Source organism: Caproicibacter sp. BJN0012 (assembly GCF_035986805.1).
Lineage (GTDB): Bacteria > Bacillota > Clostridia > Oscillospirales > Acutalibacteraceae > Caproicibacter.
In genome coordinates this window covers 2,952,293-2,977,756 of sequence record NZ_CP142518.1, presented here as the reverse complement: position 1 = coordinate 2,977,756, position 25,464 = coordinate 2,952,293, and the positions used below count along the sequence as shown (strand labels likewise).

The following is a 25,464-nucleotide window of genomic DNA, read 5'->3' as shown; positions in this document are numbered from 1 at the left end:
GACTTCCCCAATCGGATTGGATATGATAGAAATAAGAAGCAGATCAAAGGAGAATTCTTATGAGAATCTCTTCAAAGGGGAGATACGGCCTGGCCGCTATGATATGCATGGCGGAGGGATATGGAAGCGACGCCTGTATCACCATCATCAGCCTTTCGGAGCGGCTCGGCATCTCAAAAATCTATCTTGAACAGGTGTTTTCGCTGCTGAAGCGCGGCGGGCTGGTTCTTGCCATCAAGGGAGCGCAGGGCGGGTACAAGCTGTCAAGACCGCCGCAGGAAATACTCGTCTATGAAATTCTGAGGGCGCTGGAGCAGTCCCTTTTTGAAAAGACGGTGGAGTCTGTACAGCAAAAAGCGGGGAATATCGAAAAGGCGATGCAAAATTCCGTTTTCTCCGTTCTGGATCTGTCGGTGGAACAAGTCCTTCGGAAGATTACGCTGCTGGACCTTCTGTCCGAGTCCGAAAGACAGAAACAGGATTCCTGTTATATGTTTTATATTTGATAAAATTTGATCCCTCTTTCCGGGCTTGGCGGAAAGAGGGATCCCTTTCTGTTTGTCAAATGTTCTCCCGCGGCCCGTTCAGCTTTTTCCGTGCCCCGGCGTTTGTGCGGCTTGCGAGGAGAGAGCCTGCAGCTTTTTCCGGCTGAGGATCCGTATCTCTCCGCGGGAAAGCCGCACCAGCCCTTCGGACTGGAAATAGCGGAGCATGCGCGTTACGACTTCCCGCGCGGTCCCCATATTCTTGGCGATTTCCTCATGCGTTGTCGTCAGAAGGTCTCCGCCGCTGATAGCCGATTCCTCCAGCAGAAACATCGCAAGCCGCCGGTCGAAGCTCATGAACAGAATCTGCTCCATTAGCCATACCACGTCGGAAAACCGCGACGACAAAAGCTGGTTGGTATAATCCGATACCGCGAGTGAGTTCTGGTTCAGGTACTTGTAGACGGAAGTGGGGATCAGGATGGTTTCGCTGTCCTGCACGGCTTCGATGAACACGTCGAACCGGATGTTTTTCAGGATGCACGAGGCGGAAAAAATGCAGATATCCCTCTCAAACAGGCGGAACAGGGTGATTTCCCGGCCCGCGTCCGAAAGAATAAAGGTGCGCACCTGCCCGCTTTTCACGACAAACAGGCCCGCGCAGTCCGCCGAGCCGTTGTGCAGACTGCTGCCCGCGGGATGGGACCTCGCCGCCGCGTTGGATTCCACCAGCTTTTTCTCCTGTTCCGTCAGGCGGTTCCAAAACGGGAGAGATTGGCGCAGAAAGGTTAGATTTGATTGATTCAGCGACACGGCGGCACACCTCCGGCAGATATTTCTCCTTTAAGGTTCACTTTTTTCGGTTTTCCCCGCGATTTCTTTTTCCGGCACAGGGCAGTTGCCGGAGTGGATCATCTCATTCAGAGTTCGCAGGAACGGGGAAGTAATGAACAGCGCGATCACAAAAGTGAAACAGTCCGCCGCCGGCTGGCTGATCTGGACGCCCAGGATTCCGAAGAACCTCGGCAGAAGCACAATCGCGGGCAGAAAGCAGAGCCCCTGCCGCAGAACGGCCAGCCAGGTCGCCTGCTTTGCCTTTCCAATGGACTGGAACAGCATGTTGGAAATAACCACGAAGGTCTGAAGCGGCATGACGGCGCATTGGACCCGGAATGCGAACGCGCCGATCGCGATCACCTGCGGGTCGTCCCGGCGGAACAGCGCCATGATCTGCGGAGCGAAAAGAAACGCGGCGGAACACAGGACAAGCAAACCGAAAAAGCCGACCCGCAGGCAGAACCAGTACGCCTGCTTCAGGCGGGCGTAGCATTTTGCGCCGTAATTGTAGCCCGCGACCGGCTGAAATCCCTGGCCGAAGCCGAGCAGGGCGGAGAGAATGAAGAAAAAAGAGCGGCCGACGATCGACATGGCCGCAACGGCGGCGTCGCCGTACAGCGCGGCGGAGACATTCAGGGCAATGGTCGCGATGCTGGCAAGTCCCTGACGGAAAAAGGACGGCATCCCGGTTCTCAGAATTTCCCCGTGCATACTCCATTTGTATGAGAAATGTTTCACGCTGATTCCAACAATTGTCCGGCGTCGGACATAATTGAAAATCAGGATGACGAAACTGACGGATTGGCCGATCACGGTGGCAATCGCCGCGCCCGCGATGCCCAGGTGAAACGTAAAGATCATCAGGGGGTCGAGGAATACGTTTAGAATGCAGCCGGTCGCGATGCCGATCATGGAAAAAAACGCTTTCCCCTCGGCGCGCAGATCGTTGTTCATGACAAAGGTTGCGCACATGATCGGAGCGCCGTAAAGAATGTACTGCGCATAGTTTTGCGCATAGGGAAAGATGGTATCCGTCGCGCCCAGCAGGCGCATCAGACTGCCGCTGAAAATCAGCCCCGGAATCATAATGAGAAAGCCGGCGGCAATCGCCGTAAAAAAGGCGGTGGAGGCGGCCTGAGTGGCCTCCGTGTTTCTCTTCTGCCCCAGAAACCGGGAAATCACTCCGCCGGACCCCATGCCCAGCATGAATCCCACTGCCTGAATGACCGCCATCAGGGAAAACACGACGCCGACCGCTCCGGTGGCGCTGGTGCCGAGCTGGCCGACAAAGTAAGTATCCGCGAGATTGTAACCCGCCGAGATCAGCATGCTGACCATCGTCGGTCCCGCGAGGGAACAGATCAGGCGGGGGATCGGGGTCTCTGTCATCCGCTCGAACTGTTGACGCGCATCGGTTGTCGCATTCATTCTTTTTCACCTTGTCCGTTTGTGGTTTCATTAGTCCGCATAGAGCGGCGTGACACCGGCGTTCGCCATCAATGTGTCGCGGTCCTGCTGGGTGGCGCCGTAGTAATAGTTATGGTCCGTCCCTGTCGCAAAGTACAGATAATCCGTGTCCGCCGGATGTGCCGCCGCGTAAAGGGCGTCCGCGCCCGGATTGCAGATCGGCCCGATCGGAAGGCCCGGACTGCGGTTGGGATAGGTGTTGTAATATTTGTTGTATTTGTCGCCGAATTTCGGGACCAGATAAAGGTTGCAGTAATCGCGGGTCGAGTCCGCCTGAAGGATCATGCCTGTTTTCAGCCGGTTATGGAATACAGACGACACCTTCTTCATATTGTCCGAATCGTCGGCTTCCCGCTCGATAATGGAGGCGAGCGTGATCAGCTGGTCCGTCGTCATGCCGGAATAAGAATATTTGCTTCCGATCTGGCTTTCCGCGCTGCGAAGGAATTTCCCGACCGCGTCCTGCGGCTTCATGTCGGTGTAAAACTCATAGGTGTCGGGGTACAGGTAACCCTCCAGCTTGTAACAGCGGTTTGGGCTGTTCGGTATTTTGGCGACAAGGGAATAATAGCTGAAATCGTACGTCTGCGCGGCTTTGATGAAATCGTCGGCGCGGCAGACTCCCTTCGCCTCCAGCCTCGCCGCGATCTGGGGAAGGGTAAATCCCTCAGGGACCGTGACCTTGACGGTCTTCGATTTTTCCTGGGCCGGGGACGCGGAGGAGGTCTTGGCCGCGGAAGACGAGGCGGCGGATTTGGAGGCAGCCCCGGAGGAAGAGGAGGACGCCGGGGCGGAATCAGAGGAAGACACGGAGGAGGAAGACGAACTTGCCTTGTCCCCTTCCGACGATACGGGCGCGGATGAACTCCCCTGACCGGAGGAGCAGGCGGTCAGCAAGCCGAACAGCGCGGCGAGCAGAAACGGACAGATTCTTTTTCTCAGCATACATTTTCTCCCAAATACGGTTCGAAGGAAACAGGGCGGATGAAAAACGCGGTTGTGCGTTCGTCAGATATCGACATTATTATAGAACACAATGCCGCATTTTACAACCGGACCGGTCCGGGAGGAAATAGTTGCCTGCCAAACTGGGGTCAGACAATCTGGAACAGATAGAATTTCAGGTAGGAGGTTTCCGGCACATTCCACAGGATCGGGTGGTCCGGGGCCTGCTGCCTGGCCTCGATCTGGCGAAGCGCCACCTGGGCGTCCAGAGCCGCGCGGCGGAGCACGTCCCGGAACAGCTCGTCCGTCATAAAGTGGGAACAGGAGCAGGTCGCGAGGTATCCTCCCCTCGGAAGAAGCTTCATCGCCCGGTAGTTGATTTCCCGGTATCCGCGGGAGGCGTTCGCGACCGTCTGCCGGGATTTGGTGAAGGCCGGAGGATCAAGGATCACAAAATCATATTCCCGGTTCCCGTTTTCGGCCAGGGAGGGGAGCAGGTCGAATACATTGGCGGTTTCAAACGACATGCGGTCCGAGAGGCCGTTGCGTTCCGCGTTTTCCCCCGCCATTGCGATCGCGTTTTCGGAAATGTCCACCGCGTGGACGCGAGCCGCGCCGGCCGCCGCGGCGTTCAGCGCAAAGCTGCCGGTGTCGGTGAAGCAGTCGAGGACCCTTTTGCCGCGCGCGACGGCGGCGGCCGCCCTGCGGTTGTATTTCTGGTCGAGGAAAAACCCCGTTTTCTGCCCGTTTTCAAAATCGACGGTGTATTCGATTCCGTTTTCGCGGATGACAGTCCTGCCGGATTCCGGCGCCGCCAGCCCGTCCAGAGGGAAAAAGCCGCGCCCCTGTTTCATCCCTTCCAGATCGCGAAGCCCGGAGTCGTTGCGCTCGTAGATGCCGTCGATCTTCTGTCCGTCCCCGGTCAGGATGCGGTACAGCAGGCGGAACAGCATCGGCTTGATTTTCTCAATGCCGAGCGACAGGGTCTGCGCCACCAGGATATTCCCGAACCGGTCCACGGTCAGCCCGGGGAAGAGGTCCGCTTCCCCAAAGATGATGCGGCAGCAGGCCAGGTCGTCCTTTTCCAGAACGGTTTTACGGTATTCCCACGCATAGCGCAGCCTGCGCTCGAAAAAGGCCTCGTCGAACCGGTCGTTCGCGTTGCGGGAGATCAGCCGGACCCTGATTTTCGAATGGGAGTTGTAAAAACCGGTGCCGAGGTACGCGCCGCGCCGGCTGACCACGTCGGCCAGATCCCCGTCCCCGCACGGATCTCCGCCGGTGATCTCCGTGCCGTAAACCCACGGATGTCCCGCAAGAATGCTCCGCTCCGCTTTCTGTGTGACGGTCAATTTAGGAAAGTCCCGTTTTTGATTCATTTTATAATTCCCCGCATTTAAAAACGGACGCGGCACATTGCCGCGCCCCCTGTTTGATTTGCCGGTAACCGTTACTTGAATTTCACAGCCGTGCCGTAAGCCATGACTTCCGCCGCACCCTGCATGACGGAGGACGAGGCGTAACGGATGTTCACGACCGCGTCCGCTCCCATGGATTCGGCCTCTTCCGCCATCCGTTTGGTGGCAAGCGCACGGGCGCCGTTCATCATATCGGTATAGGATTTCAGTTCTCCGCCGACAATGGATTTGAAACCCTGGGTGATGTCCCTCCCGATGTTTTTGGACTGGATGGTGCTTCCTTTCACCAGGCCGAGCATTTCAAGCTCTTTGCCCGTTATATAGTCAGTATTGACCAAGATCATCTTCTTCACCGCTCCTTATCTCTCTGATTCGTTCGATCAGGACGAAAACGGCAACGCCGATCAACGCCGCCGGAATCAGTCCCGCAATAATTTTTATATGCAGTGGAAGACCTGGCGACAGAGCGACAGCCAGCAGCCATAGGAGAAATACGGCCGCCGCAAGGACAGTGATCACGATCGGAGCAATCATCTTTTTCCAGTGCTGCATGAGATCCACCTTTTTTCCGGCCCGCAAAGCAGGCGCCTGTCTTCCGGATGTATTGTATTCCGATTCCCGCTTTATTATAACATGAACCGCGGAGCCGCATAAAACGCAATCAGGCCGCAATCATGGTTCAATGTTCTCTCAGGCGTCGGAAGCTCTGCTTCCGCTTACGCCGTGAGGTTATTATAACATGAACCGCAGAGCCGCATAGAAACGCGACCGGGCCGCAATCATGGTCCAATGTTCTCTCAGGCGTCGGAAGCTCTGCTTCCGCTTACGCCGTGAGGTTATTATAACATGAACCGCGGAGCCGCATAAAACGCAATCAGGCCGCAATCATGGTTCAATGTTCTCTCAGGCGTCGGAAGCTCTGCTTCCGCTTACGCCGTGAGGTTATTATAACATGAACCGCAGAGCCGCATAGAAACGCGACCGGGCCGCAATCATGGTTCAATGTTCTCTCAGGCGTCGGAAGCTCTGCTTCCGCTTACGCCGTGAGGTTATTATAACAATAGTGCGGGAACTTTGCAAGCCTGTTCGCCGCAATGCGATTCCTTACAGATTTGTCTTATCTGTTGAATTCAGGCGAAAAATAAGGTATAGTGAAAGGGCGGATCGTTCCGGAAACATTTAACAGGAGGAATCATCTATGAAAAAAACAGGTTGGCTTCTGATTATTGTTCTTGTCGTGATTATTTGTGGGGGCGTCCTTCTGTTCACCAACGGAAAGCTTCCCGTGGGAAGCCCGTCGTCGTCCGGCACCGGTTCGGAAAGCTCCTCCGCCGTGCCGTCTTCCGCCGTGTCTTCCGCAGTTCCGTCTTCTGCGTCGTCGGGGAGCGTCTCCAGCCTGACCGACGATCAGATCAAGGAGAAGATTGAGTCGGCTGTTCCGCTCGACTGGAAGAAATACACGCTGAAAGAGGAGAAGGACAAGCCGGTTGCCCTGAACGGCGTGACTTACCGCACTTATTCCGCCTGGGATGAAGATTACACCGAAGGCCCGCTGCTTCTTTACAGCCCGAAGGACGGGAACGTGTACACCTATACCTACAACGACAAAGCGCCCACTCCCGCATCGGAGGACCCTGCGTTTGACAAAACGGAGCATACCGTCGTCGGCGTCGTCAAAGACGCCGCGATGATGAGCGTCCTGATTCATACGACGGACGGACACGACCTGACCGTCCGCAGGCTCGGCGTGACTCTCGTGAATCTGGACAACGGCTTCAAGGTTGGTCAGAATGTGAAAGTTACCTATACGGGCGTTTACAAGGACGACGACGCCCAGAGGATGTTCGTCACAAAGATCGAAGGGGTTCAATAATCAGCCGTAAGAAAAACATGACCGCCGCGGATGATCTCTTCCGCGGCGGATTTTTTATATGTTGCCCTCGTAAACATATTTGAGGTTTTTGCGCGCGGTTTCGGCGAGAGAATCAATGGTACCGACCGGAGTCGGAAAGCTGTCCTCCATTTTGTATCTGGGGAAGAATCGTGTGACATGCAGCGGAATTTCAGGGTCCACTTCCGCCAGCCAGCCGGACAGGCGTTCCATCTCCTCCGGGGAATCGTTCTCTCCGGGCACGATCAGCGTCGTCACTTCCACATGGCAGACTTCCGCCGCGAGGGAAATCGTGCGCTTGACCTCCTCCAGCCCTCCCGAAATCTTCCGGTAAAATTCCGGAGAAAAGCTTTTGAGGTCTATATTCATCGCGTCAACCAGGGGCAAAAGCCGTTTAAGCGGTTCCAGGCTGACGTACCCGTTAGTGACCACGACGTTCTTCAGGCCGTTTTTCCGGTTCAGCCGGGAACAGTCCATTACGTATTCCGGGCAGATCAACGGCTCGTTGTAGGTGAAGGCAAGGCCGATATTTCCCTGTGCTTTCAGCTCCAGCGCCTGGTCGGTCAGCAGCTGGGGAAAGAGGAACTCCGTTCTGTCGTCGTCCCATTTCACCATGGAGATGTCGTGGTTCTGACAAAAGGGGCAGCGCAGATTACACCCGTAGCTGCCGACGGAGAGGATCCGGCTGCCGGGAAAAAAACGGCGCAGCGGTTTCTTTTCCACCGGATCCAGCGCGATGGCCGTCACCCTGCCGTAGCTGTCGGCGGCGATTTTGCCGCCCCGGTTCGACCTAGCGCCGCAGAAGCCGGTCCGTCCTTCCTCAAGGGCGCAGGCGTGGGGACAAACCCCGCACACAACTTTGCTCATGTGTGCCGCACCACCTCGAACCGCTCCATTGTATAGGATTCGTTTTCGCCGATCCCGGCCTTGCGCAGTGCGATGGAAACCTGCTCCTGCGGCGTGCTTACGCCGGGCAGGTCCGGCAGCAGCAGTCCGCACCGCTCTCCGCTGCGGACGATGACTCCGTAGCGGGCGGGGTCGAGACCGCCGGGAAAAGCGGCGGGCTCCGCCTCTCCAAGGACGTCTACGCTGTAAACCAGCTTCGGCAGTTCCTCTTCGCCGACCGGCTCAAACCGGGGATCGCGCAATCCGGCGCTGACCGCGTTGCAAATAATTTCTTCCGCGACGCAGCTCTGTGTTGCCTGAATGGTTCCGATGCAGCCGCGAAGGCGGCCGTCCTTTTTCAGCGAGACGAACACGCCGGCCCGGCGGTTTGCAAGATCGGGCGGCAGTCCCTCCGGGAGGGGGAGGCGTTTGCCTTCGATGATCCGGTTTTCCAGCGACATCCGGGCAAGCCGGACATACTCGTCCTCGCCTTTCCGCTTTCCGAGAAGAGCTTCCTTTTTCCGCTGCTCCGCGTTTTCCCCGAATCTGCGGCTTTCGTCGGGACCCTGGGGAGTATACCCGCAGACGGCGTAGCCGACGCCGAACGGGCCTTCATAGGACAAAAATTCCGGTTTCACGGCAGTTCCGTCGAAAACCCCGGCCAGAATCTGAAACGAAGGCAGGCCGCATTCCGCCGCCGCTTCGCAGAACTCCTCGTCAAACGTCAGAAAGCGCAGGAAGTCTCCGGCCTTCATTGCCTCCGTCGCTTCGCGGTCAAACCTCGGCCCCTCTTCCGCGAAGCCGTACGGCCCGTCTTCCTTCAGCTTGTGGGAGAGGTCGCCGCTCGCGATCAGAACGACCCTGCGGCCAAGCTGCTCCGCTGCCCGCGCGATGCACTGGCCGAACCGGTAGTGCGCGGAGGCGCCCAGGCCGGAGATCGAGCACCTGACCAGTCGAAAATCGCGGTAAGCCCGAGTGATAAAAGTAAGGGGGACCAGTGCTCCGTGGTCGACCGGCCGGCGTTTATCCCCGAACGTTCCTGCGGGCAGCCCGCGCCGGCCCGCTTCGTCCGAAAGAGCGGAAACGAATTGGGTATCGCAGGAAAATTCCAGCGGCGGGTCTGCGGACCCGAATTCAGAAAAATCGCCTTTGGCCGCTGCGCCCGGCGCAATGTGGAGATAGTCGGCGTATGCCACGGCGTGAGGAGACAGAACCACCAGCGTTTCGGGTTTCATCCGGGCAATCTCCGCCGCCGCGCGCTGATATGCGTCGGAGGTTTTCTGAATTCTGCGCTCTTCGCCTTTTCCGACTGACGGAATGATAATCGGAGGATGAGGCATGATGAATGCTCCAATCACAGCCATGAAAATCACAATCCTTTCCTTTTCCTAATCCTTATTTCCTTATAGTATAGGGATCATTGCAAAATTATAATCCTGATATGAAAAATAGAAGGCGCATAGGCGTTTAATTTTAAGAGAAACGATATCAGTCCGTTCCGGATTTTATTATTATGCTCCGGAATTTTTATTCTCCGGATTTTCAGTCGTGTTGCATAAAAAAAACCGGGAAAACCAGGAAAAAGATTTGATTATTTTTTGACTTAGATGTAGAATAAAAAACTGGATACAGATATTATTAAAAATAAATAGCAAAAAATAACGGCAGTCATTTGCCGGTTGGTTCGAGGTGAAAAAATGGCAACGGAAATCGTAGATGCGATCAAGAAAACGGAGTCCGACGCTCAGAAAGCCGAAGAGCAGGCAGCCGAACAGTGCGATGTCATTTTACAGGATGCGCGAAGGGAAGCCGCGGAGGCGGCCGGCGCGATGCTGGAAAAAGCAAAACGGGAGGCCAGGGCGCTTCTCGACGAAGCGGACAGCAGGGGCGGCGAGATGAAAATGGACGTGCAGTCCAAAATTGCTTCCCAAGTCGAATCGATGCGCCAAACGGCGCTGCGCCGGCAGGACGAGGCGGTCCGGCTTGTTTTGTCCGAACTGATCTGACGCCTGCGGGTGCCGGACGCAAGGAGGGAATATCCAATTGGCAGTGATACAAATGAAGCGTGTGGTGATCTGCGCGCTCAGAAAAAACCGCAAGCAGCTTCTCGAAGATCTGCAGCGCCGCGGCGTTGTCGAGGTCGGCGACACCGGCTTGGAAGATGGAGTCTTCCATAAAAGCGATCTGTCGGACTCGCGGACAGCTTTCGAAAAGAACGTTGCGGCGGCAAGGCGCGCGCTGGAGATCCTGAACCGCGCCGTTCCCCAGAACCAGTCCATGCTGGCCGCGCTGGAGGGGAAAGAGCAGCTGACCGCGCAGCAGTACGAGGAGTTCGCACAGCGGCACGACGAAACGGTGCGCGTTGCCGCACGGCTGGAGGAACTGGAGAAAAATCTTGCGGAAAGCCGCGCGGAGATCGTCCGCACGGAGCTGGAGCGGGAAGCGCTGTCCCCCTGGATGGAGCTTGACGTTCCGCTGAGTTTCGCGGGGACAAAGAAGACCGCGGCATTGATCGGTTCTCTGCCCGGCGCCCTGACCCGGGAGGAACTGAGTGTAAATCTGGCCAAGGCGGCGCCGGAAGCCGGGCCCTTTGCTGCGGAGGTTGTCGGCTCCTTAAAGGACCAGACCTGCGTTTTCTTTCTCTGCGAAAAGAAGGACGGGGAGGCTTACGCCGCGGCGCTGAACGCGCTGGGCTTTGCAAGGCCGGCCGTCCAGCCGGAAAGGACGCCGGCGAGGGAAACCGAAGCGCTGAAAGCGGAGGAAGAGGAGTGCAGGAAGTCCATAGAGCGCGACGAATCCGAGGTCAAGAGCTATGCGGAATGCCGCGGCGACCTGAAACTGCTGGAAGATTACGATACCATGCGCTCGGAAAAATACGAGGTGATCGGGCGTCTGGCACAGTCGAAGCGCACTTTCCTTCTGACCGGTTATGTTCCGGCGAAAAAGGCTTCGGGCCTGGAAGCGGCGCTTTCCAAAAGATTCGACCTGGCGATCGAGTTTTCCGACCCGGACGAAAAGGACGACGCTCCCGTCCTTTTAAAAAACAACGCGTTTGCAACCCCGGTGGAGGATGTCGTCGAGTCATTCAGCCTGCCGGGCAAGGGAGAAATCGATCCGACTGCGCTGATGGCTCCGTTTTATTACTTTCTGTACGGCATGATGCTGGGCGATGCGGCTTATGGAATCATCATGACCCTCGTCACATTCATTCTCATGAAAAAGTATCCGCATATGAAGCTGTCCATGCATCACATGATGAACATGTTTTTCTACTGCGGCCTTTCCACGACCTTCTGGGGCGTGATGTTCGGCAGCTATTTCGGGGACGTGGTCGACGTGGTGGGAAAGACCTTCTTTCACGCGAATGTGACCATACCGGCCGTCTGGTTCGCACCGCTGAACCAGCCGATGCGCCTGTTGGTTTTCTGCCTGCTGGTGGGTATTATCCACCTCTTTGCCGGGCTGGGCGCCAACCTGTATCAGGCGCTGCACACGGGACGGTATCTGGACGCGCTGTATGATGTGGTCTTTTGGTATCTGCTGGTCGGCGGGCTCATTGTGCTCCTGCTTTCCACGAGCATGATGCACGACATGTTCAGCCTTACCTTCACGGTTTCGGCAGCCGCCGCGAAGGTCGCGACAGTCGCCGCGGCCGTGGGGGCGGTCGGCATTATCCTGACGGGCGGACGCGAATCGCGCAGTCCGGTCAAGCGGATCATGAAGGGGCTGTACGCCCTGTACAACGTGACGGGGTATCTGAGCGACGTGCTTTCCTACTCCCGCCTGCTGGCCCTGGGGCTTGCAACCGGGGTCATCGCCAGCGTGGTCAACAAGATGGCGAGCATGTCCGGCGGCGGCGTCGTGGGCGCGATTGTCTTCATCCTGATATTCATCGTGGGGCATACGATGAACATCATGATCAATATGCTGGGCGCGTACGTTCATACGAACCGACTCCAGTACGTGGAGTTTTTCGGCAAGTTTTATTCGGGCGGCGGGCGGAAGTTCACCCCATTTTCCGCAAGCGCTCATACTAAATATTATCAATTCAAGGAGGAAAATGAATCATGAACTTTTTTAACAGTCTTGGGCTTCCCCTTGCGCTTTTGGGCGCGGCGCTCGCAGCGCTTCTCCCCGGAATGGGCTCGGCACACGGAGTCGGCAAAACCGGCCAGGCGGCGGCGGGCGTCGTCACGGAGGATCCGTCCATGTTCGGCAAGGTGCTCGTCCTTCAGCTCCTTCCCGGCACACAGGGCATTTACGGCCTGCTGATCGCGTTTATCGCTCTTTCCCAGACCGGCATCCTCGGCGGCGGAGCGGGGGCCATGTCCGGCGCGAAAGGGCTGCTGTATTTTGCGGCCTGCATGCCGATGGCGCTGGTCGGCTATTTTTCCGCCATTCACCAGGGCAATGCCGCAATCGCCAGCATCGGGCTCGTTTCCAAACGCCCGGACCAGTTCGGCAAAGCCATGATTTTCCCCGCAATGGTTGAAACATACGCGATTCTTGCCCTTCTGGTTTCCATTCTTGCGATTTTCGGCGTCGGCGGACTGAACGTTTAACAGTTAGGAGAACTTGTCAATGACAGGGTTAGATAAAATCATACAGGATATCACGTCCGAATCGGACTCGGCGGTGAACGCGATGCTGGAAAAAGCGCGCGCACAGGCGGAAGAGATCCGCAGCCAGGCCGGGAAGGATGCGGCCGAGCAGTGCGCCGCCGTCGGCAGGCGCGCCGAAGAAGAGGCGGCCATGATCCGGGAGAGGGCCGAGTCTGCGGCCGCCCTGCAGATTCGCAAGGCGGTTCTGGGCGCAAAGCAACAGCTGATTGCGGATATCATTGAAAAGGCAAAGCAGTCTCTGTATGCCCTGCCCGACGACGAATATTTTAAGCTTATTCTGAAGATGGCGGTGAAAAACGCGCTGCCCCGCGAGGGGGAGATCCTCTTTTCCCCCGCTGACCTGAAGAGGCTTCCCGCCGGTTTTGAAGCGGCTCTGAACGCCGCCGTCAAAGGGCAGGGCGCGTCGCTCAGGGTTTCCGGGCAGGCGAGGAATATTGACGGCGGTTTTGTGCTGTCCTATGGCGGAATCGAGGAAAACTGCTCGTTTTCGGCTCTGTTTGACGCCCGCCGCGACGAGCTGCAGGACAAGGTGAACCAGCTCGTGTTTGCGGGGGGTTGAAAATGGCCGAAAAACAGGATTATGTATATGCAGTTGCCCGCATCCGCTCGAAGGAGCTGTCGCTTTTCGGCGCTCAGACGCTGGAACAGCTGATGGCCTGCAAAAATTACGAGGATTGCCTGCATGTCCTTTCCGAAAAAGGGTGGGATGTTTCTTCCGGCAATGCCGGGGAGATTTTGTCCGCGGAGCGCGAAAAGACATGGAAGCTGATTCGGGAGCTGATCGGTGAGGATCTGTCGGCGTTTGACGTCTTCCTTTACGCAAACGATTACCACAATCTGAAAGCGGCGGTGAAGGAAGTCTGCATGGACTCGAAGACGCCGAACATCTATTTCGAAAGCGGAACGATCGATCCCAGCCTGATTCTGAAGGCGGTCCGGGACCAGGACTTCACGCAGCTGCCTGAGCAGATGCGCGGCGCCGCTCAGGAGGCGTGCAGGGTGCTTCTGCAAAACCACGACGGCCAGATGTGCGATGTCGTCATCGACCGGGCCGCCCTGGAAGCGGTGCTGAATGCCGGCATGGCATCCGACAATGAAGTGCTGCAGAAATACGCGGAGCTGACGGTCGCGTCCGCCGATATCCGGATCGCCGTCCGTTCGGCGCGCACGGGCAAGCCGCTGGAATTCCTTGAACACGCCCTTGCTCCCTGCTCCACGCTTGATGTAAAAAAGCTGGCCCGCGCGGCGGCGTCCGGCGTGGATGCCGTTCTGGAGTATCTGGCCATGACGCCCTACGCGGGAGCCGTGCCCGCCGTGCGGAAATCGGTCTCTTCGTTTGAACGCTGGTGTGATGATCTGCTGATGGAGCAGATCCGCCCGCAGAAATACAACCCGTTTACCATCGCGCCGGTCGCTGCATACCTTCTGGCGCGGGAAAATGAAATAAAAACGGTCAGGATCATATTGTCCGGCAAGCTGAACCGGCTTTCGGATGAGTCCGTCCGGGAAAGGCTGAGGGAGACGTATGTATAAAACCGCCGTACTCGGCGACCGCGACAGCATTTACGGATTTGCCTCGCTGGGGCTGGACGTATGTCCCGTTCGGGATCTTGCCGAAGCCTCCGGGGAACTGAGACGCCTTGCGGAGGAGGACTACGCCGTGATTTATGTGACGGAGGCGGTGTTCGAGGGCCTTTCGTCGGAAATCAGCCGGTATGAGTCCCAGCAGCTTCCGGCCATCATTCCGATTCCGGGCGTTTCCGGGAATACGGGGATCGGAATGCGGAACGTGAAGAAAACGGTGGAGCAGGCGGTCGGCTCCGATATTATTTTCAACAGCGATAACGAAAGAAGCAGGTGAGAAGGAAAATGAGCAAAGGCACGATCAAAAAGGTTGCCGGACCTCTGGTCATCGCCGACGGAATGCGCGACGCGAATATGTTCGACGTGGTGCGTGTCAGCGAGCAGCGCCTGATTGGTGAAATCATAGAGATCCACGGGGACCAGGCTTCCGTTCAGGTCTATGAGGAGACCTCCGGCCTGAAGCCGGGCGAACCGGTGGAATCCACCGGCGCGCCGCTGAGCGTGGAACTGGGCCCCGGACTGATCAGCAGCATTTACGACGGAATCCAGCGCCCGCTGGAGGAAATCATGAAAATGACCGGCAATAACCTTCAGCGCGGGGTCGAGATTCCCGCCCTAAAACGCGATGTAAAATGGCATTTTGTCCCGAAGGTATCCGCTGGGGATCAGGTCACCGGCGGCGATATTCTGGGAACCGTGCAGGAAACGGAGATCGTCGAGCACCGGGTTCTCGTGCCGAACGGGACCACGGGAACGGTTTCGTCGATTGCCGAGGGAGATTATACGGTCGAGGAGATCGTGGCAAAGATTCGGACGGAGGACGGCGCGGAACGGGAAATCTCCCTGATGCAGAAATGGCCCGTCCGGATCGGCCGCCCGTATCAGACAAAGCTTTCGCCCGACATGCCGCTCATCACCGGGCAGAGGATCATCGATACGATGTTCCCGATCGCGCGCGGCGGCACGGCGGCGGTCCCGGGACCGTTCGGAAGCGGCAAGACCGTCGTGCAGCATCAGCTCGCCAAGTGGGCGGACGCGGACATTGTCGTCTACATCGGCTGCGGTGAGCGCGGCAATGAAATGACCGACGTTCTGAACGAGTTCCCCGAACTGAAGGACCCGAAATCCGGCTATTCCCTGATGAAACGGACCGTGCTGATCGCCAACACCTCCGACATGCCGGTGGCCGCGCGGGAAGCCTCCATTTACACGGGAATCACCATTGCGGAATACTTCAGAGACATGGGCTATTCCGTCGCTTTGATGGCCGACTCCACATCCCGCTGGGCGGAAGCCCTTCGCGAGATGTCCGGCCGTCTGGAGGAAATGCCCGGTGAAGAAGGCTACCCGGCTTACCTGGGAAGCCGTCTGGCTCAGTTCTATGAGCGCGCCGGGCGCGTCAAGACCATCGGAAAAGAAGACCGCGAAGGCTCACTGTCGGTCATCGGAGCCGTTTCCCCTCCGGGCGGCGATATTTCCGAGCCGGTATCCCAGGCGACGCTGCGCATCGTCAAGGTGTTCTGGAGTTTGGATTCCGCGCTGGCTTACGCCCGTCATTTCCCCGCCATCAACTGGCTGACCAGTTATTCGCTGTACGCCGATTCCCTGGGCAAATGGTTCAATGAAAATGTGCATCCGGACTGGATGGAGCTGCGCGCAAGAATTCTCCGCCTGCTGCACGACGAAAGCGAGCTGGATGAAATCGTCAAGCTGGTCGGCATGGACGCCCTTTCCGCCCCGGACCGCCTCAAGCTGGAAGCCGCGCGGAGCGTCCGCGAGGATTTCCTGCAGCAGAACGCCTTTAACGAAGTCGACATGTTCACGCCGCTGGAAAAGCAGTACCTGACGATGAAGCTGGTTCTGCGGTTCTACGACGACACGGTGGCGGCTTTGCAGAAGGGCGCGCCGGTCAACGGCCTTGTCAGCCTGCCGGTCCGCGAGAGGATTGGGCGCTTCAAGTATATTGCGGCGGACAAAGTCGCTGCGGAATTCGATGAAATCACGACGGAGCTCGGAAAAGAAATTGAAGACCTGCTCAGCCGAAAGGAGGACTTCTGATGCCAAAGGAATACAAGACCATTCAGGAGGTTGCGGGTCCTCTGATGCTGGTCCGCGGCGTGGAAGACGTCGCCTACAACGAACTGGGAGAAATCGAGCTGGCGAGCGGTGAAAAGCGCCGCTGCAAGGTGCTGGAAATCGACGGCGGCAACGCGCTGGTTCAGCTGTTTGAAAGCAGCACCGGCATCAACCTCGACAACAGCAAGGTCCGCTTTCTCGGCCGCAGCATGGAACTCGGCGTTTCGGAGGATATGCTCAGCCGCATTTTCGATGGCCTTGGACACCCGATCGACGGCGGTCCGGAAATTCTGCCGGAAAAACGGCTTGATATCAACGGCCTGCCGATGAACCCGGCGGCGCGGAACTACCCGCAGGAATTTATTCAGACCGGCGTTTCCGCTATTGACGGACTGAACACGCTGGTCCGCGGGCAAAAGCTTCCGATCTTTTCCGCCAGCGGCCTGCCGCACGCGAATCTCGCGGCGCAGATCGCGAAACAGGCGAAGGTGATCGGGACGGAAGAACCGTTCGCCGTGGTGTTCGCCGCCATCGGCATCACCTACGAAGAGTCCAACTACTTTATCGAGAGCTTCCGCGAGACCGGCGCCATCGACCGGACCGTCGTGTTCGTCAATCTGGCGAACGACCCGGCCGTCGAGCGGATCGCGACGCCGCGCATGGCGCTGACCGCCGCCGAATATCTCGCGTTTGAAAAGAACATGCATGTGCTGGTCATCCTGACGGATATCACGAACTATGCCGACGCGCTGCGCGAGATCTCCGCGGCGCGCAAGGAAGTTCCCGGACGCCGCGGATATCCGGGCTACATGTACACGGACCTCGCGTCCCTGTACGAGCGCGCGGGCCGGCAGAAGGGGAAGAGCGGCAGCATTACGCTGATCCCGATCCTCTCCATGCCGGAGGACGACAAGACCCACCCGATCCCGGACCTGACCGGATATATCACGGAGGGTCAGATCATTTTAAGCCGCGAGCTTTACCGCAAGGGTATCGCGCCGCCGATCGACGTTCTGCCGTCGCTTTCCCGCCTGAAGGATAAGGGCATCGGCAAAGGCAAGACGCGCGCCGACCACGCGGATACGATGAACCAGCTTTTTGCGGCCTATGCGCGCGGCAAAGACGCCAAGGAACTGATGGTGGTTCTCGGCGAGGCGGCGCTGACGGATATTGACAAGCTGTATGCGAAATTTTCCGACGAATTTGAAAAGCAGTATGTTTCCCAGGGTTATGACAGCAACCGCGGCATTGAAGAAACGCTGGACCTTGGCTGGAAGCTGCTTTCCATTCTGCCGCGCGGCGAGCTGAAACGAATCAAGGATGAATTCCTCGACCAGTATTATGGCAAGTGATAGGAAGGGGGCTACGGGATGGCCGCCACACATGTGAATCCGACCCGCATGGAGCTGACACGGCTGAAGAAAAAGCTGGTCACCGCGATGCGCGGGCATAAACTTTTAAAAGACAAACGCGACGAACTGATGCGGCAGTACCTGGATCTGGTCCGCCTGAACCGTTCCCTGCGAGAGAAGGTTGAGGGGGGGATCCGCTCCGCAAACCAGAATTTTGTTCTGGCCCGCGCGGGAATGCCCGACGAGGAAGTGAACGTTGCCCTGATGGCTCCCAAGCAGGAGGTCTCGCTGGAGGTCTCGCAGCGCAACGTCATGAGCGTGGAGGTTCCGGTTTTCAAATATCAGACCCGGACGTCCGATCCGAACGACATTTACTCCTACGGCTTTGCGTTTACCTCCGGCGATCTGGACGACGCGGTCAAGTCGCTGGCGGACCTGCTTCCGGATATGCTGAAGCTCGCGGAGGTCGAAAAATCCTGCCGCATGATGGCTGCCGAGATAGAAAAGACCCGCCGCCGCGTGAACGCGCTGGAACACATCATGATTCCGGACCTGCAGGAGAATATCAAATATATCACGATGAAGCTCGATGAGAACGAGCGCTCCACGCAGATCCGACTGATGAAGGTCAAGGACATGATGCTTGAAGAGGCCCACCACTACAAAGAGAGGGCCGAAGAGGCTTTCGCGGGATAGAGCCCGGCAAAACAGGTGATTTTGACCACCTTTTTACCAGGAATAGAATAGCACGAAGCGAGAAAGGGCGGTACTGACCGGGAGAAACCGGAGGGTGCCGCCTTATGTTTTGGGTGTCTAGGCTTATTTGTAGAAATTGGAAATGGGGGCAGGAGTATTGGTTGATTTATCGAGTTATGAGAAGTATAATAAAAATGCTTTGAAGCTTCCGATTGCAGTTTGATTCAGATGCCAAAACATCCGGAATTTGTTTATTTATAAGTATTATCCAGTCAGGGGGAGCTATTATGAAAATTACAAAGGATACGATGGTGGAAGATGTTTACAGAGTTCCCGGAATTCTGGAGTATTGCCTACAAAATCGCGTAACGGTTTTCACTTGTTCGGGAGCGTACCCCCGAAGCTTTGGGGAATTGCTTGCTATTAAAAAAGTGGAGAATCCGGAAGCGTTCCTTGACGGTCTGAATGCTTATCTTGAGAAGCGAGCGGAGAATGATACGAAATGACCTGCTTTTTACCAGGAATAGAATAGCACGAAACGAAAAAAGGCGGTACTGACCGGGAGAAACCGCCTTTTCTTGCTGTTCGGGCATGCGGGATAGGTACCAAGCGACATTTATGAAAATTGGAAGAAACAGTAACGAATCGGTTGATCTATGAGCTTGAAAGAAGTATCATTGCAATAATGAAACATATAGAAGAGGATTGGTTATTCTGGAATGGCTTGGGGGGATCAACAGGTTAGATGGTCCCAATTGGAGAATCCGGTCCTGAAAGAAGCGCTATTGTTAAGCATTTAACGGGGAACCCGTCCGATATACAATACGTTTTCCAGTAATGGAGCCGCCGAAAAAGCAAAAGACGGGGACAGAAGCATGCGAAATATTCCATTTGTTGAATTGAACCACTGAGGCGATATGATATACTGAAAAACAAAACGCTAGGCCTTGTTTGATAGACAAGTTCCTTGATTTTTCAAACGAGACCTAAGCAAATCAGTGAAAAATGATGAAAAGGGAGAAATCAGCATGAAACTGGCGCAAATTTCTCTGAATGGGAAAAAACGGCTTGGGATCCTGACGAAAAATGGTTTGATCGATGCTGCGGCCTCGCCGGGCGGCAATGCTTTGCGGACAATGGAAGATGTAATTCTGGGTGGAGAAGTGGCATTGAAAAACCTCAGGCTTTTTGCCGAATCGGGAACGCAGCCGATTTTGGAAAACGACATTTGCTACCTGCCCTGTGTGACAAGTCCTGAAAAGATTCTTTGCGTCGGGTTGAACTATGTGAGCCACACTTCAGAAACAAAGTCGGAGATACCGAAATATCCGGTTCTCTTCAATAAGTATAACAATGCGCTTGCGGCCCACCATGATGTCATCAGGCTTCCCTCGGCTGCGGAGAAATTCGATTACGAAGCGGAACTGGTCGTTGTCATCGGCCGGGAAACGCGCGACGTTACAAAAGAGGAAGCTCTTTCCTGCGTGTTCGGCTACGCGCCGGGAAACGACCTTTCCGCGCGGGACCTTCAGTCCCGGACTCCACAATGGATGCTCGGCAAAACCTGCGACGGATTCGCTCCTGTCGGTCCATTCATCACGACCGCAGACGAAATCAACCCCCAGTCTCTGAAAATTGAATGCCGCGTCAACGGCGAACTGCGGCAGTCCGCCAACACACGCGACATGATCTTTGACTGCGCGACCGTCATCAGCTATGTTTCCCGGTTCATGACCCTGAAGCCCGGAGATATCCTCTTTACCGGAACACCCGCCGGCGTTATTTTGGGAATGCCGAAAGAAAAACAGCAATGGCTGAAGCCCGGCGACGAAGTCCGGGTCACCATTGAAAAACTGGGCAGTCTGACGAATGTCATGGGTTGATTCCTCCATTAATTTAGAAGAACCTCTGCGGTCAAAGCCGATTGACATCGCTTGTCTATTACAGAAAAGCGGCCTTTCCTGAAAAAACGGCTGACAGGGTTTAAATCCGGAACCCAGATTCGCAGGGAAAACGGTAAAGAAGGCATGTAGATGGGTGAATCCTATTTGGATCAGCATATTGACCCGGAATTCGTTCACATTTTAACACAGCCGCCGGCCTATCTTGGCGCATGGAGCAGCGCGAATATCATAAAAAAAATCGGAAGAGATATCATTTATCCTCCGATTCCCGTTCCTCCGGACCCGGAAGTTTCGGTATCTGAACGGCTTATTCCGGGTCCGGAAGGCGCGCCGCCGATTCAGATCCGCCTTTACGGACCAAAAATAAGGACCGGGAACCTCCCCGGCCTTTTGTATTTTCATTACGGCGGCTACACAATAGGAAGCCCTGAGCATGAAGACGCCATGTGTTATCGATATGTGAAAGATGTCGGCTGCGTCATCGTATCGCCCGCGTACAGGCTGGCGCCGGAAAACCCGGCTCCGGCCGCTTATGAGGATTGTTACGCTGCGCTTTTATGGCTTTCTTCAAACGCAGAAGAAATCGGCGTGGACCCGTCGCGAATTGCTGTTACAGGACTGAGTTCCGGCGGTGGCCTGACGGTTGCGGTATGCCTGATGGCGAGAGACCGCGGTGGCCCGATGCCTGTCTTTCAGATGCCGATCGCCCCAACCATAGATGATCGCCTGAGAACCAAGTCGAGTACCGAATTCAGGGACCCGAGAGCCCTGAATTACGATTCGGTCAGAAAAATATGGAACTTTTACCTTGGAAAAGGGCACGAGAACAGGGACGACGTTTCTCCCTACGCGGCGCCGGCGCGGGAAATTGATCTGCACGGTTTGCCCCCATGCTACTGCTATGTGGGGGATCTGGACCCGCACCGGGACGAAACGATCGCTTTTGTGACAAGGCTCTCTCAGGCGGGTGTCCCGACCGGTTTCACGCTTTATCCGGGCGGCATTCACGCGTTTCAGCTTGAACTTCCCGAAGCCAGAATCAGCAGACACGCAATCGGCACGTCAGTCTGGTCGCTGAAGCATGTGTTTTACCCCGGCGCGTAAAAACGCGGTCATTCGTCTTCTCCGTCCTCGAGAAGGTCTTCCATCGTAAATTCATTCAGCACGCTTTGAAACGCTTTTTCGCCCTTTGTAACGATCAGCGAAATATAATACTCGGGGCCAGTCGACGGCACTGAATAATAAGGAGTCGGTGTCGTCGTGACCAGCGCCTGATAAACATCAAGCACCTTGATTTGACCAGCCGGCTTGCCGAGTGAGTATCCCCCGTATCGTCCGGGGTATGATACGATAAGATGGCTTTTCGCCAGGCGGATCATGATTTTCTTGAGATAGGTATTTTCGCACCCGAGCTTTTCCGCAAGCTGAGAACTGGTCATCATGCCGTTCGACCTCGCGATCAGCACCATCGCACGAAGAGCAACATGGAACCATTTAGGCCCCAGATCTCCCGCCAAAACTACCAACTGCACGTTGTTGCCTCCATTATACTCTCTCGTATCAAAACAAATCTGTTAAAGCTGCTTGACAAATCCCACAGAATGGATTATATTAATGGTGAAAATAATAGCACTATTAATAAGACCGCGCCGGGGCGGATTCGAAGGGATTGAGAAAAGCGGCTGTTTCAAAGCTGTATAATACACCATTCTCAATTATACAATAAAATTACTTTTATTGTAAAGCAAAATTGGGAAAAATGCAGTTTCGGCTATTTCTCTCCTGTCTGAGAAAATGTTATAGAATCCGTTGCAGTAAAAGGTGCATGTTTTTGCACCGATATTTCTTCGGCTGCTGCTTGGATCCCTGTAAAAAGCAAGGCGTTAACGTCTAATTGCAAACCGGGCTGTTGTGGACAGCCGTAGCCTGTTGCGCTATAAATGGTGCAATTTTATTCACCGATAAATGCGCACAGCTTGCAGTCCACCATTCGCACAGGGGGCTGAATTCGTGCTGACGGAATTTAGGAGGTGGTGTAAACCGCCGTGAATTGGTCCCCGGCTTAATAAACGATAAAATTAAAGGGGAGAATTGAAATGGACAGCATAATGTCAAAGTATTTTACCGTTAGCGACGGAACGAAACTGCACTATCTGGAAGCGGGTTCCGGCAAGCCGCTTGTCATGATCCACGGCTGGGCGCAGTCCTCGGAAGCGTTCAGGTACAATATCCCGGAGCTGGCGAAGGATTTCAGGGTGATTGCGGTGGATCAGCGCGGCCACGGCGAGTCGGAAAAGCCGGATCATGGCTACCGCCTTTCCCGTCTTTCAAAGGATATCCATGATATGCTGGTCGGTCTGAATCTGAAGGACGTCAATATCCTGGGATGGTCGATGGGCTGCTCCGTCATATGGAGTTACTGGGACACCTTCGGCTCAGAGCGGCTGTCGAAAATGATCCTCGTCGATGAGCCCGCATGGCTGCTCAAATGTAAGGAGAATGAGATCGGGCTTTGGACCTATGAGGAATTGCTTGCGAACTGCAAGGCGATCCGTGAGGATAAAGCGGCGTATTCAAAGGCACTGATCGAAGGCCTTCTCACAAAGCAGGTCCCCGAAAAAGACAAAAACGCCCTCATAGCCGAGAACATAAAGATGCCGGCTGATTATACAGCCACTCTTGCCTTTACTCATTGGCTTGGCGACTGGAGGGATGTGCTTCCCACGATTACCATTCCGGCGCTGATTATCGGGGGCAAAAAGAGCTTTATAGACTGGAGAGCGCAGGTGTGGAACCAGGAACACATTCCAAACTCCAAACTTGAGCTTTTCGAAGAACGCGGACATCTTCTGTTTTTTGAAGAACCTGAGCGTTTTAACTCCATTGTCAAAGAATTTATCGGCTGAGCTCCACTAATCCCGGGGACTTTGTCAAAACAGCCCGCAGCAGTCATTGACGGTTTTTGCGGTAAACTTTTTCATCCATTGTTATAAAAGGACCTCCTTTTGCATTTTTGTGCGGTCGGCGCTGCCCGCACTGTTTTAGCAAAAGGAGGTCCTTCCTTTTTCGATTAAGCTGCCGTCTGACCGTCCCGCACGCACGGCCGGTGATTGTTGAGGCGAAACCGCACGCTTCCCGAGTTGTTCCCAGTAATGCCATACTGTTGTTCCTTCTACTTCTGCCAGTCTTGAGTCATTTGGTATTTTTTCATTTTACGCCATAAAGTCGTGGTGCTGATTTTAAGCTCGGCGGCGGCAAGCTTGCGGTTTCCCTTGTATTTTTGCAGGGCGCCGTAAATCAGTTTGTACATGGGGTCCTCAAGTTTGTCAAGGAATTCCGCGTTTTTGAGTTTTTCAGAAGCCATGTCCTCATAGATGTTCAGGTCGTTATGGTAAAGCTCATTCAGGAGGGAAAGCACGTATTCTTCCGTGATGCTTCGGCTTTGCGCGGTAAGAATCATCCGCTCGCAAAAAGTCTGCAGTTGAATGCTGTTTCCTTCCCAGGGATATTCCAGGAGCAGTTTCCTGGCCTGGCCGGTCAGCACGTGAAACCGGGAGTACTGCTGCATATATTGCCTGGTGTAGGTGCTGAGCAGGAAGGCCACGTCTTCCGGCCTGTCTTTCAGCTCCGGGATCCTGAGGCAGAGCGACTTTAAAGTGAAGTACAAATCGGAGCGAAACAGGTACTTTTTTCTAAGTTCGGTCAGGTCCTTTGCGGTGCAGGCGATAATGCGCGTGTCAAAAATCGTGAAGTCTGACGGCCGTTTGCCGGTGGAGATCCTTTTGGAGCGGATCGCTCTGGTCAGTTTGTATTGGATGGGAAGGCTGAGCTTGTCGATGCTTTGAATGACAAGCGTGCCGTGATCCGCATCCAAAAGGGCGCCGCCGTCCTGGGACCCCGGCGTGCCGAACAGCGCGGCGGACTGCTGATCTTCCGTCATGCCGGCCATGTTGATCATGAGGAATGGGCCGTTTCTCCTCATGCTGTAATTATGGATTCCCTGAGCGATCACATCCAGTTCGGGGCCGGAAAGCGACTCGATCAGCATCGGGCTGGAAGACAGGGCGTACAGCTTCGCGGTTTCCACGATCTTATAAAGCCCTTTCATTTTTTTACTGATGTCGTCGAATGTGGCGTGCGCGACATAACCGCTGAGATACTGCTTCTCCAGCTGATTTTTGTTTGCGGCATTAATACGGTGCAAGCGGTTGAAGGAAAGGATGCCTCCCTCGATCGCCTGATCGACAATGATCGGCTCCATGATCAAAACCAGCTCCTGGTTTCGGAAAGTGAGAAGCGTGGAATAGTTTTCGGTTTCTCCGTTTAAAACCTCAAGAATCTTTTCCTGGTTGATCTCCTTGAAAATGCGGTTGATCGGAAGCCCAATCAGCTTGTCCGAACCAATGCCGATAATTTCCTCCATCATGCGGTTCAAAATCAGGATCTTGCCGTTGCTGCTCAGTTTGATGATGCCGTTGGAAGAACTGTCCAGCACGGTGGAAAACTGAGCGTAGTTGCGCTCCTCGATTTTTGCCATATGGTAAAGAGACTCGGCATTTTTTATGGCGACCCGCAGAGATTCCCCGGTTCCCGAGAGGTAGAGACTGGGAATATCGATCGCCTCGGCGTATTCCATAACGGATTTGCCGCCGATGATAATGTCAATCCCGTCATTTACCGAGTTCCGGATTACATTGCGCCATTCTTCCTCTTCGTGCAGCGGATAACGCCTCAAAGTCACGTCATACAGCTGTTCAAAATAGGTGGTATCGCAGAACATTTCCCCCCATCCGAACAGTCCGATGCAAATCCGGCGCTTATTGATGCCGATGATATTCTTGGCCTTCAGAATCAGAAGGCCAAGTTCCTGAGCCGTTAATACGATGTCCGCAACGGTGACATTCGTATTCTTTTTTATGATCTCCGCCTGACGGCCCCTCGCAATGATGATAGTGACTCCCTCGGATATGGCTTTCTGGGCCTCCACGAGGATGTCTTCCGTCTGGCTCCTTTTAAAGATAGAAATATGGCTGTCTTTCGCTGTTTTCAGAAAATCCTCCGCCTGATGGCAGGTCTCATCGTCCGGAGCAAACAGAGCGATCCCCGACATAATTTCCTCCCATTCCTAAAAGAGACGTCAAAATAATATTTTTCTGTACGATTATACCATAAACCCAAAGAATTTTGTAAAAAAAAATTTAGGAGAAGGCATCGGATCCATTTCATGTTGAAATAAAACTGAAATGCAAAAAAGCCGATTGAAATGTTTTTCATTCATACTGAAATCCAAAGTTGTACTGCA

Annotated in this window: 25 protein-coding genes; 15 read left to right on the top strand and 10 right to left on the bottom strand. The window is 55.1% G+C overall.

The annotated features are described in order from the left end of the window. Window positions 1–59 precede the first annotated feature (59 nt). On the top strand, window positions 60–506 hold the full coding sequence (locus VA597_RS14605; RefSeq protein ID WP_128743659.1) for an RrF2 family transcriptional regulator: 447 nt from the start codon (window positions 60–62) through the stop codon (window positions 504–506). 78 nt (window positions 507–584) lie between these two features. Here the strand turns inward: VA597_RS14605 and VA597_RS14600 are convergent, their stop codons facing one another. The 6 genes from VA597_RS14600 to VA597_RS14575 all read right to left on the bottom strand — a co-directional run bounded on the left by VA597_RS14600 (window position 585) and on the right by VA597_RS14575 (window position 5,704). After that, window positions 585–1,298, bottom strand: a complete 714-nt coding sequence (locus VA597_RS14600) for a Crp/Fnr family transcriptional regulator (RefSeq protein ID WP_326974793.1) — start codon at window positions 1,296–1,298, stop codon at window positions 585–587. Window positions 1,299–1,328: 30 nt separating this feature from the next. Continuing rightward, window positions 1,329–2,750, bottom strand: a complete 1,422-nt coding sequence (locus VA597_RS14595; protein WP_326974792.1) for an MATE family efflux transporter — start codon at window positions 2,748–2,750, stop codon at window positions 1,329–1,331. Between the two features lie 30 nt (window positions 2,751–2,780). Further along, the gene (gene mltG, locus VA597_RS14590; protein ID WP_326974791.1) at window positions 2,781–3,734 is read right to left on the bottom strand and encodes an endolytic transglycosylase MltG; all 954 of its coding nucleotides are present in this window, start codon (window positions 3,732–3,734) and stop codon (window positions 2,781–2,783) included. Window positions 3,735–3,883: 149 nt separating this feature from the next. Next, on the bottom strand, window positions 3,884–5,113 hold the full coding sequence (locus VA597_RS14585; protein WP_128743656.1) for a class I SAM-dependent rRNA methyltransferase: 1,230 nt from the start codon (window positions 5,111–5,113) through the stop codon (window positions 3,884–3,886). Between the two features lie 71 nt (window positions 5,114–5,184). Further along, a complete protein-coding gene (locus tag VA597_RS14580; RefSeq protein ID WP_128743655.1) occupies window positions 5,185–5,496 on the bottom strand; it encodes a YbjQ family protein in 312 nt (103 codons plus the stop codon). Next, window positions 5,477–5,704 carry a hypothetical protein gene (locus VA597_RS14575; RefSeq protein ID WP_128743654.1) on the bottom strand — a complete coding sequence of 76 codons (228 nt, stop codon included), beginning with the start codon at window positions 5,702–5,704 and terminating at the stop codon, window positions 5,477–5,479. Before VA597_RS14575 ends, VA597_RS14580 begins: the two co-directional genes overlap by 20 nt. A gap of 646 nt (window positions 5,705–6,350) precedes the next feature. Between VA597_RS14575 and VA597_RS14570 the strand changes: the two genes are divergently transcribed. Continuing rightward, on the top strand, window positions 6,351–7,025 hold the full coding sequence (locus VA597_RS14570; protein ID WP_128743653.1) for a hypothetical protein: 675 nt from the start codon (window positions 6,351–6,353) through the stop codon (window positions 7,023–7,025). A gap of 54 nt (window positions 7,026–7,079) precedes the next feature. Here the strand turns inward: VA597_RS14570 and amrS are convergent, their stop codons facing one another. After that, window positions 7,080–7,910 carry an AmmeMemoRadiSam system radical SAM enzyme gene (gene amrS / locus VA597_RS14565; protein WP_128743652.1) on the bottom strand — a complete coding sequence of 277 codons (831 nt, stop codon included), beginning with the start codon at window positions 7,908–7,910 and terminating at the stop codon, window positions 7,080–7,082. Further along, window positions 7,907–9,292, bottom strand: a complete 1,386-nt coding sequence (gene amrA, locus VA597_RS14560; RefSeq protein WP_128743651.1) for an AmmeMemoRadiSam system protein A — start codon at window positions 9,290–9,292, stop codon at window positions 7,907–7,909. Before amrA ends, amrS begins: the two co-directional genes overlap by 4 nt. A 333-nt stretch (window positions 9,293–9,625) precedes the next feature. Between amrA and VA597_RS14555 the strand changes: the two genes are divergently transcribed. The 12 genes from VA597_RS14555 to VA597_RS14500 all read left to right on the top strand — a co-directional run bounded on the left by VA597_RS14555 (window position 9,626) and on the right by VA597_RS14500 (window position 21,266). Further along, window positions 9,626–9,934 carry a hypothetical protein gene (locus VA597_RS14555; RefSeq protein WP_128743650.1) on the top strand — a complete coding sequence of 103 codons (309 nt, stop codon included), beginning with the start codon at window positions 9,626–9,628 and terminating at the stop codon, window positions 9,932–9,934. A gap of 43 nt (window positions 9,935–9,977) precedes the next feature. Further along, complete coding sequence (locus VA597_RS14550) at window positions 9,978–11,999, top strand: V-type ATP synthase subunit I (RefSeq protein WP_243112829.1); 2,022 nt, start codon at window positions 9,978–9,980, stop codon at window positions 11,997–11,999. Continuing rightward, complete coding sequence (locus VA597_RS14545; protein ID WP_128743648.1) at window positions 11,996–12,490, top strand: V-type ATP synthase subunit K; 495 nt, start codon at window positions 11,996–11,998, stop codon at window positions 12,488–12,490. Before VA597_RS14550 ends, VA597_RS14545 begins: the two co-directional genes overlap by 4 nt. A gap of 19 nt (window positions 12,491–12,509) precedes the next feature. After that, a complete protein-coding gene (locus tag VA597_RS14540; protein ID WP_128743647.1) occupies window positions 12,510–13,109 on the top strand; it encodes a V-type ATP synthase subunit E in 600 nt (199 codons plus the stop codon). 2 nt (window positions 13,110–13,111) lie between these two features. Further along, window positions 13,112–14,083 carry a V-type ATPase subunit gene (locus VA597_RS14535; protein WP_128743646.1) on the top strand — a complete coding sequence of 324 codons (972 nt, stop codon included), beginning with the start codon at window positions 13,112–13,114 and terminating at the stop codon, window positions 14,081–14,083. Then, window positions 14,076–14,411 carry a V-type ATP synthase subunit F gene (locus VA597_RS14530; protein ID WP_128743645.1) on the top strand — a complete coding sequence of 112 codons (336 nt, stop codon included), beginning with the start codon at window positions 14,076–14,078 and terminating at the stop codon, window positions 14,409–14,411. Before VA597_RS14535 ends, VA597_RS14530 begins: the two co-directional genes overlap by 8 nt. Before the next feature lie 8 nt (window positions 14,412–14,419). Then, window positions 14,420–16,192 carry a V-type ATP synthase subunit A gene (locus VA597_RS14525; protein WP_128743644.1) on the top strand — a complete coding sequence of 591 codons (1,773 nt, stop codon included), beginning with the start codon at window positions 14,420–14,422 and terminating at the stop codon, window positions 16,190–16,192. Next, entirely contained in the window at window positions 16,192–17,562 is a 1,371-nt protein-coding gene (locus VA597_RS14520; protein ID WP_128743643.1) for a V-type ATP synthase subunit B, read from the top strand. Before VA597_RS14525 ends, VA597_RS14520 begins: the two co-directional genes overlap by 1 nt. 18 nt (window positions 17,563–17,580) lie before the next feature. Next, window positions 17,581–18,258, top strand: a complete 678-nt coding sequence (locus VA597_RS14515; protein ID WP_128743642.1) for a V-type ATP synthase subunit D — start codon at window positions 17,581–17,583, stop codon at window positions 18,256–18,258. A gap of 287 nt (window positions 18,259–18,545) precedes the next feature. Continuing rightward, window positions 18,546–18,764: a hypothetical protein gene (locus VA597_RS14510; RefSeq protein ID WP_128743641.1), complete on the top strand. Its 219-nt coding sequence runs from the start codon at window positions 18,546–18,548 to the stop codon at window positions 18,762–18,764. Between the two features lie 522 nt (window positions 18,765–19,286). Then, the gene (locus tag VA597_RS14505; protein WP_128743640.1) at window positions 19,287–20,141 is read left to right on the top strand and encodes a fumarylacetoacetate hydrolase family protein; all 855 of its coding nucleotides are present in this window, start codon (window positions 19,287–19,289) and stop codon (window positions 20,139–20,141) included. Window positions 20,142–20,291: 150 nt separating this feature from the next. Continuing rightward, a complete protein-coding gene (locus VA597_RS14500; protein WP_128743639.1) occupies window positions 20,292–21,266 on the top strand; it encodes an alpha/beta hydrolase in 975 nt (324 codons plus the stop codon). Window positions 21,267–21,274: 8 nt separating this feature from the next. On the opposite strand, the gene VA597_RS14495 is transcribed toward VA597_RS14500, so the two are convergent. Further along, window positions 21,275–21,694 carry an Rrf2 family transcriptional regulator gene (locus VA597_RS14495; protein WP_128743638.1) on the bottom strand — a complete coding sequence of 140 codons (420 nt, stop codon included), beginning with the start codon at window positions 21,692–21,694 and terminating at the stop codon, window positions 21,275–21,277. 564 nt (window positions 21,695–22,258) lie between these two features. Here VA597_RS14495 and VA597_RS14490 point away from each other — a divergent pair. After that, window positions 22,259–23,068: an alpha/beta fold hydrolase gene (locus VA597_RS14490; RefSeq protein WP_128743637.1), complete on the top strand. Its 810-nt coding sequence runs from the start codon at window positions 22,259–22,261 to the stop codon at window positions 23,066–23,068. 266 nt (window positions 23,069–23,334) lie between these two features. On the opposite strand, the gene VA597_RS14485 is transcribed toward VA597_RS14490, so the two are convergent. Continuing rightward, window positions 23,335–25,272 carry a PrpR N-terminal domain-containing protein gene (locus VA597_RS14485; protein ID WP_128743636.1) on the bottom strand — a complete coding sequence of 646 codons (1,938 nt, stop codon included), beginning with the start codon at window positions 25,270–25,272 and terminating at the stop codon, window positions 23,335–23,337. Window positions 25,273–25,464 lie beyond the last annotated feature (192 nt).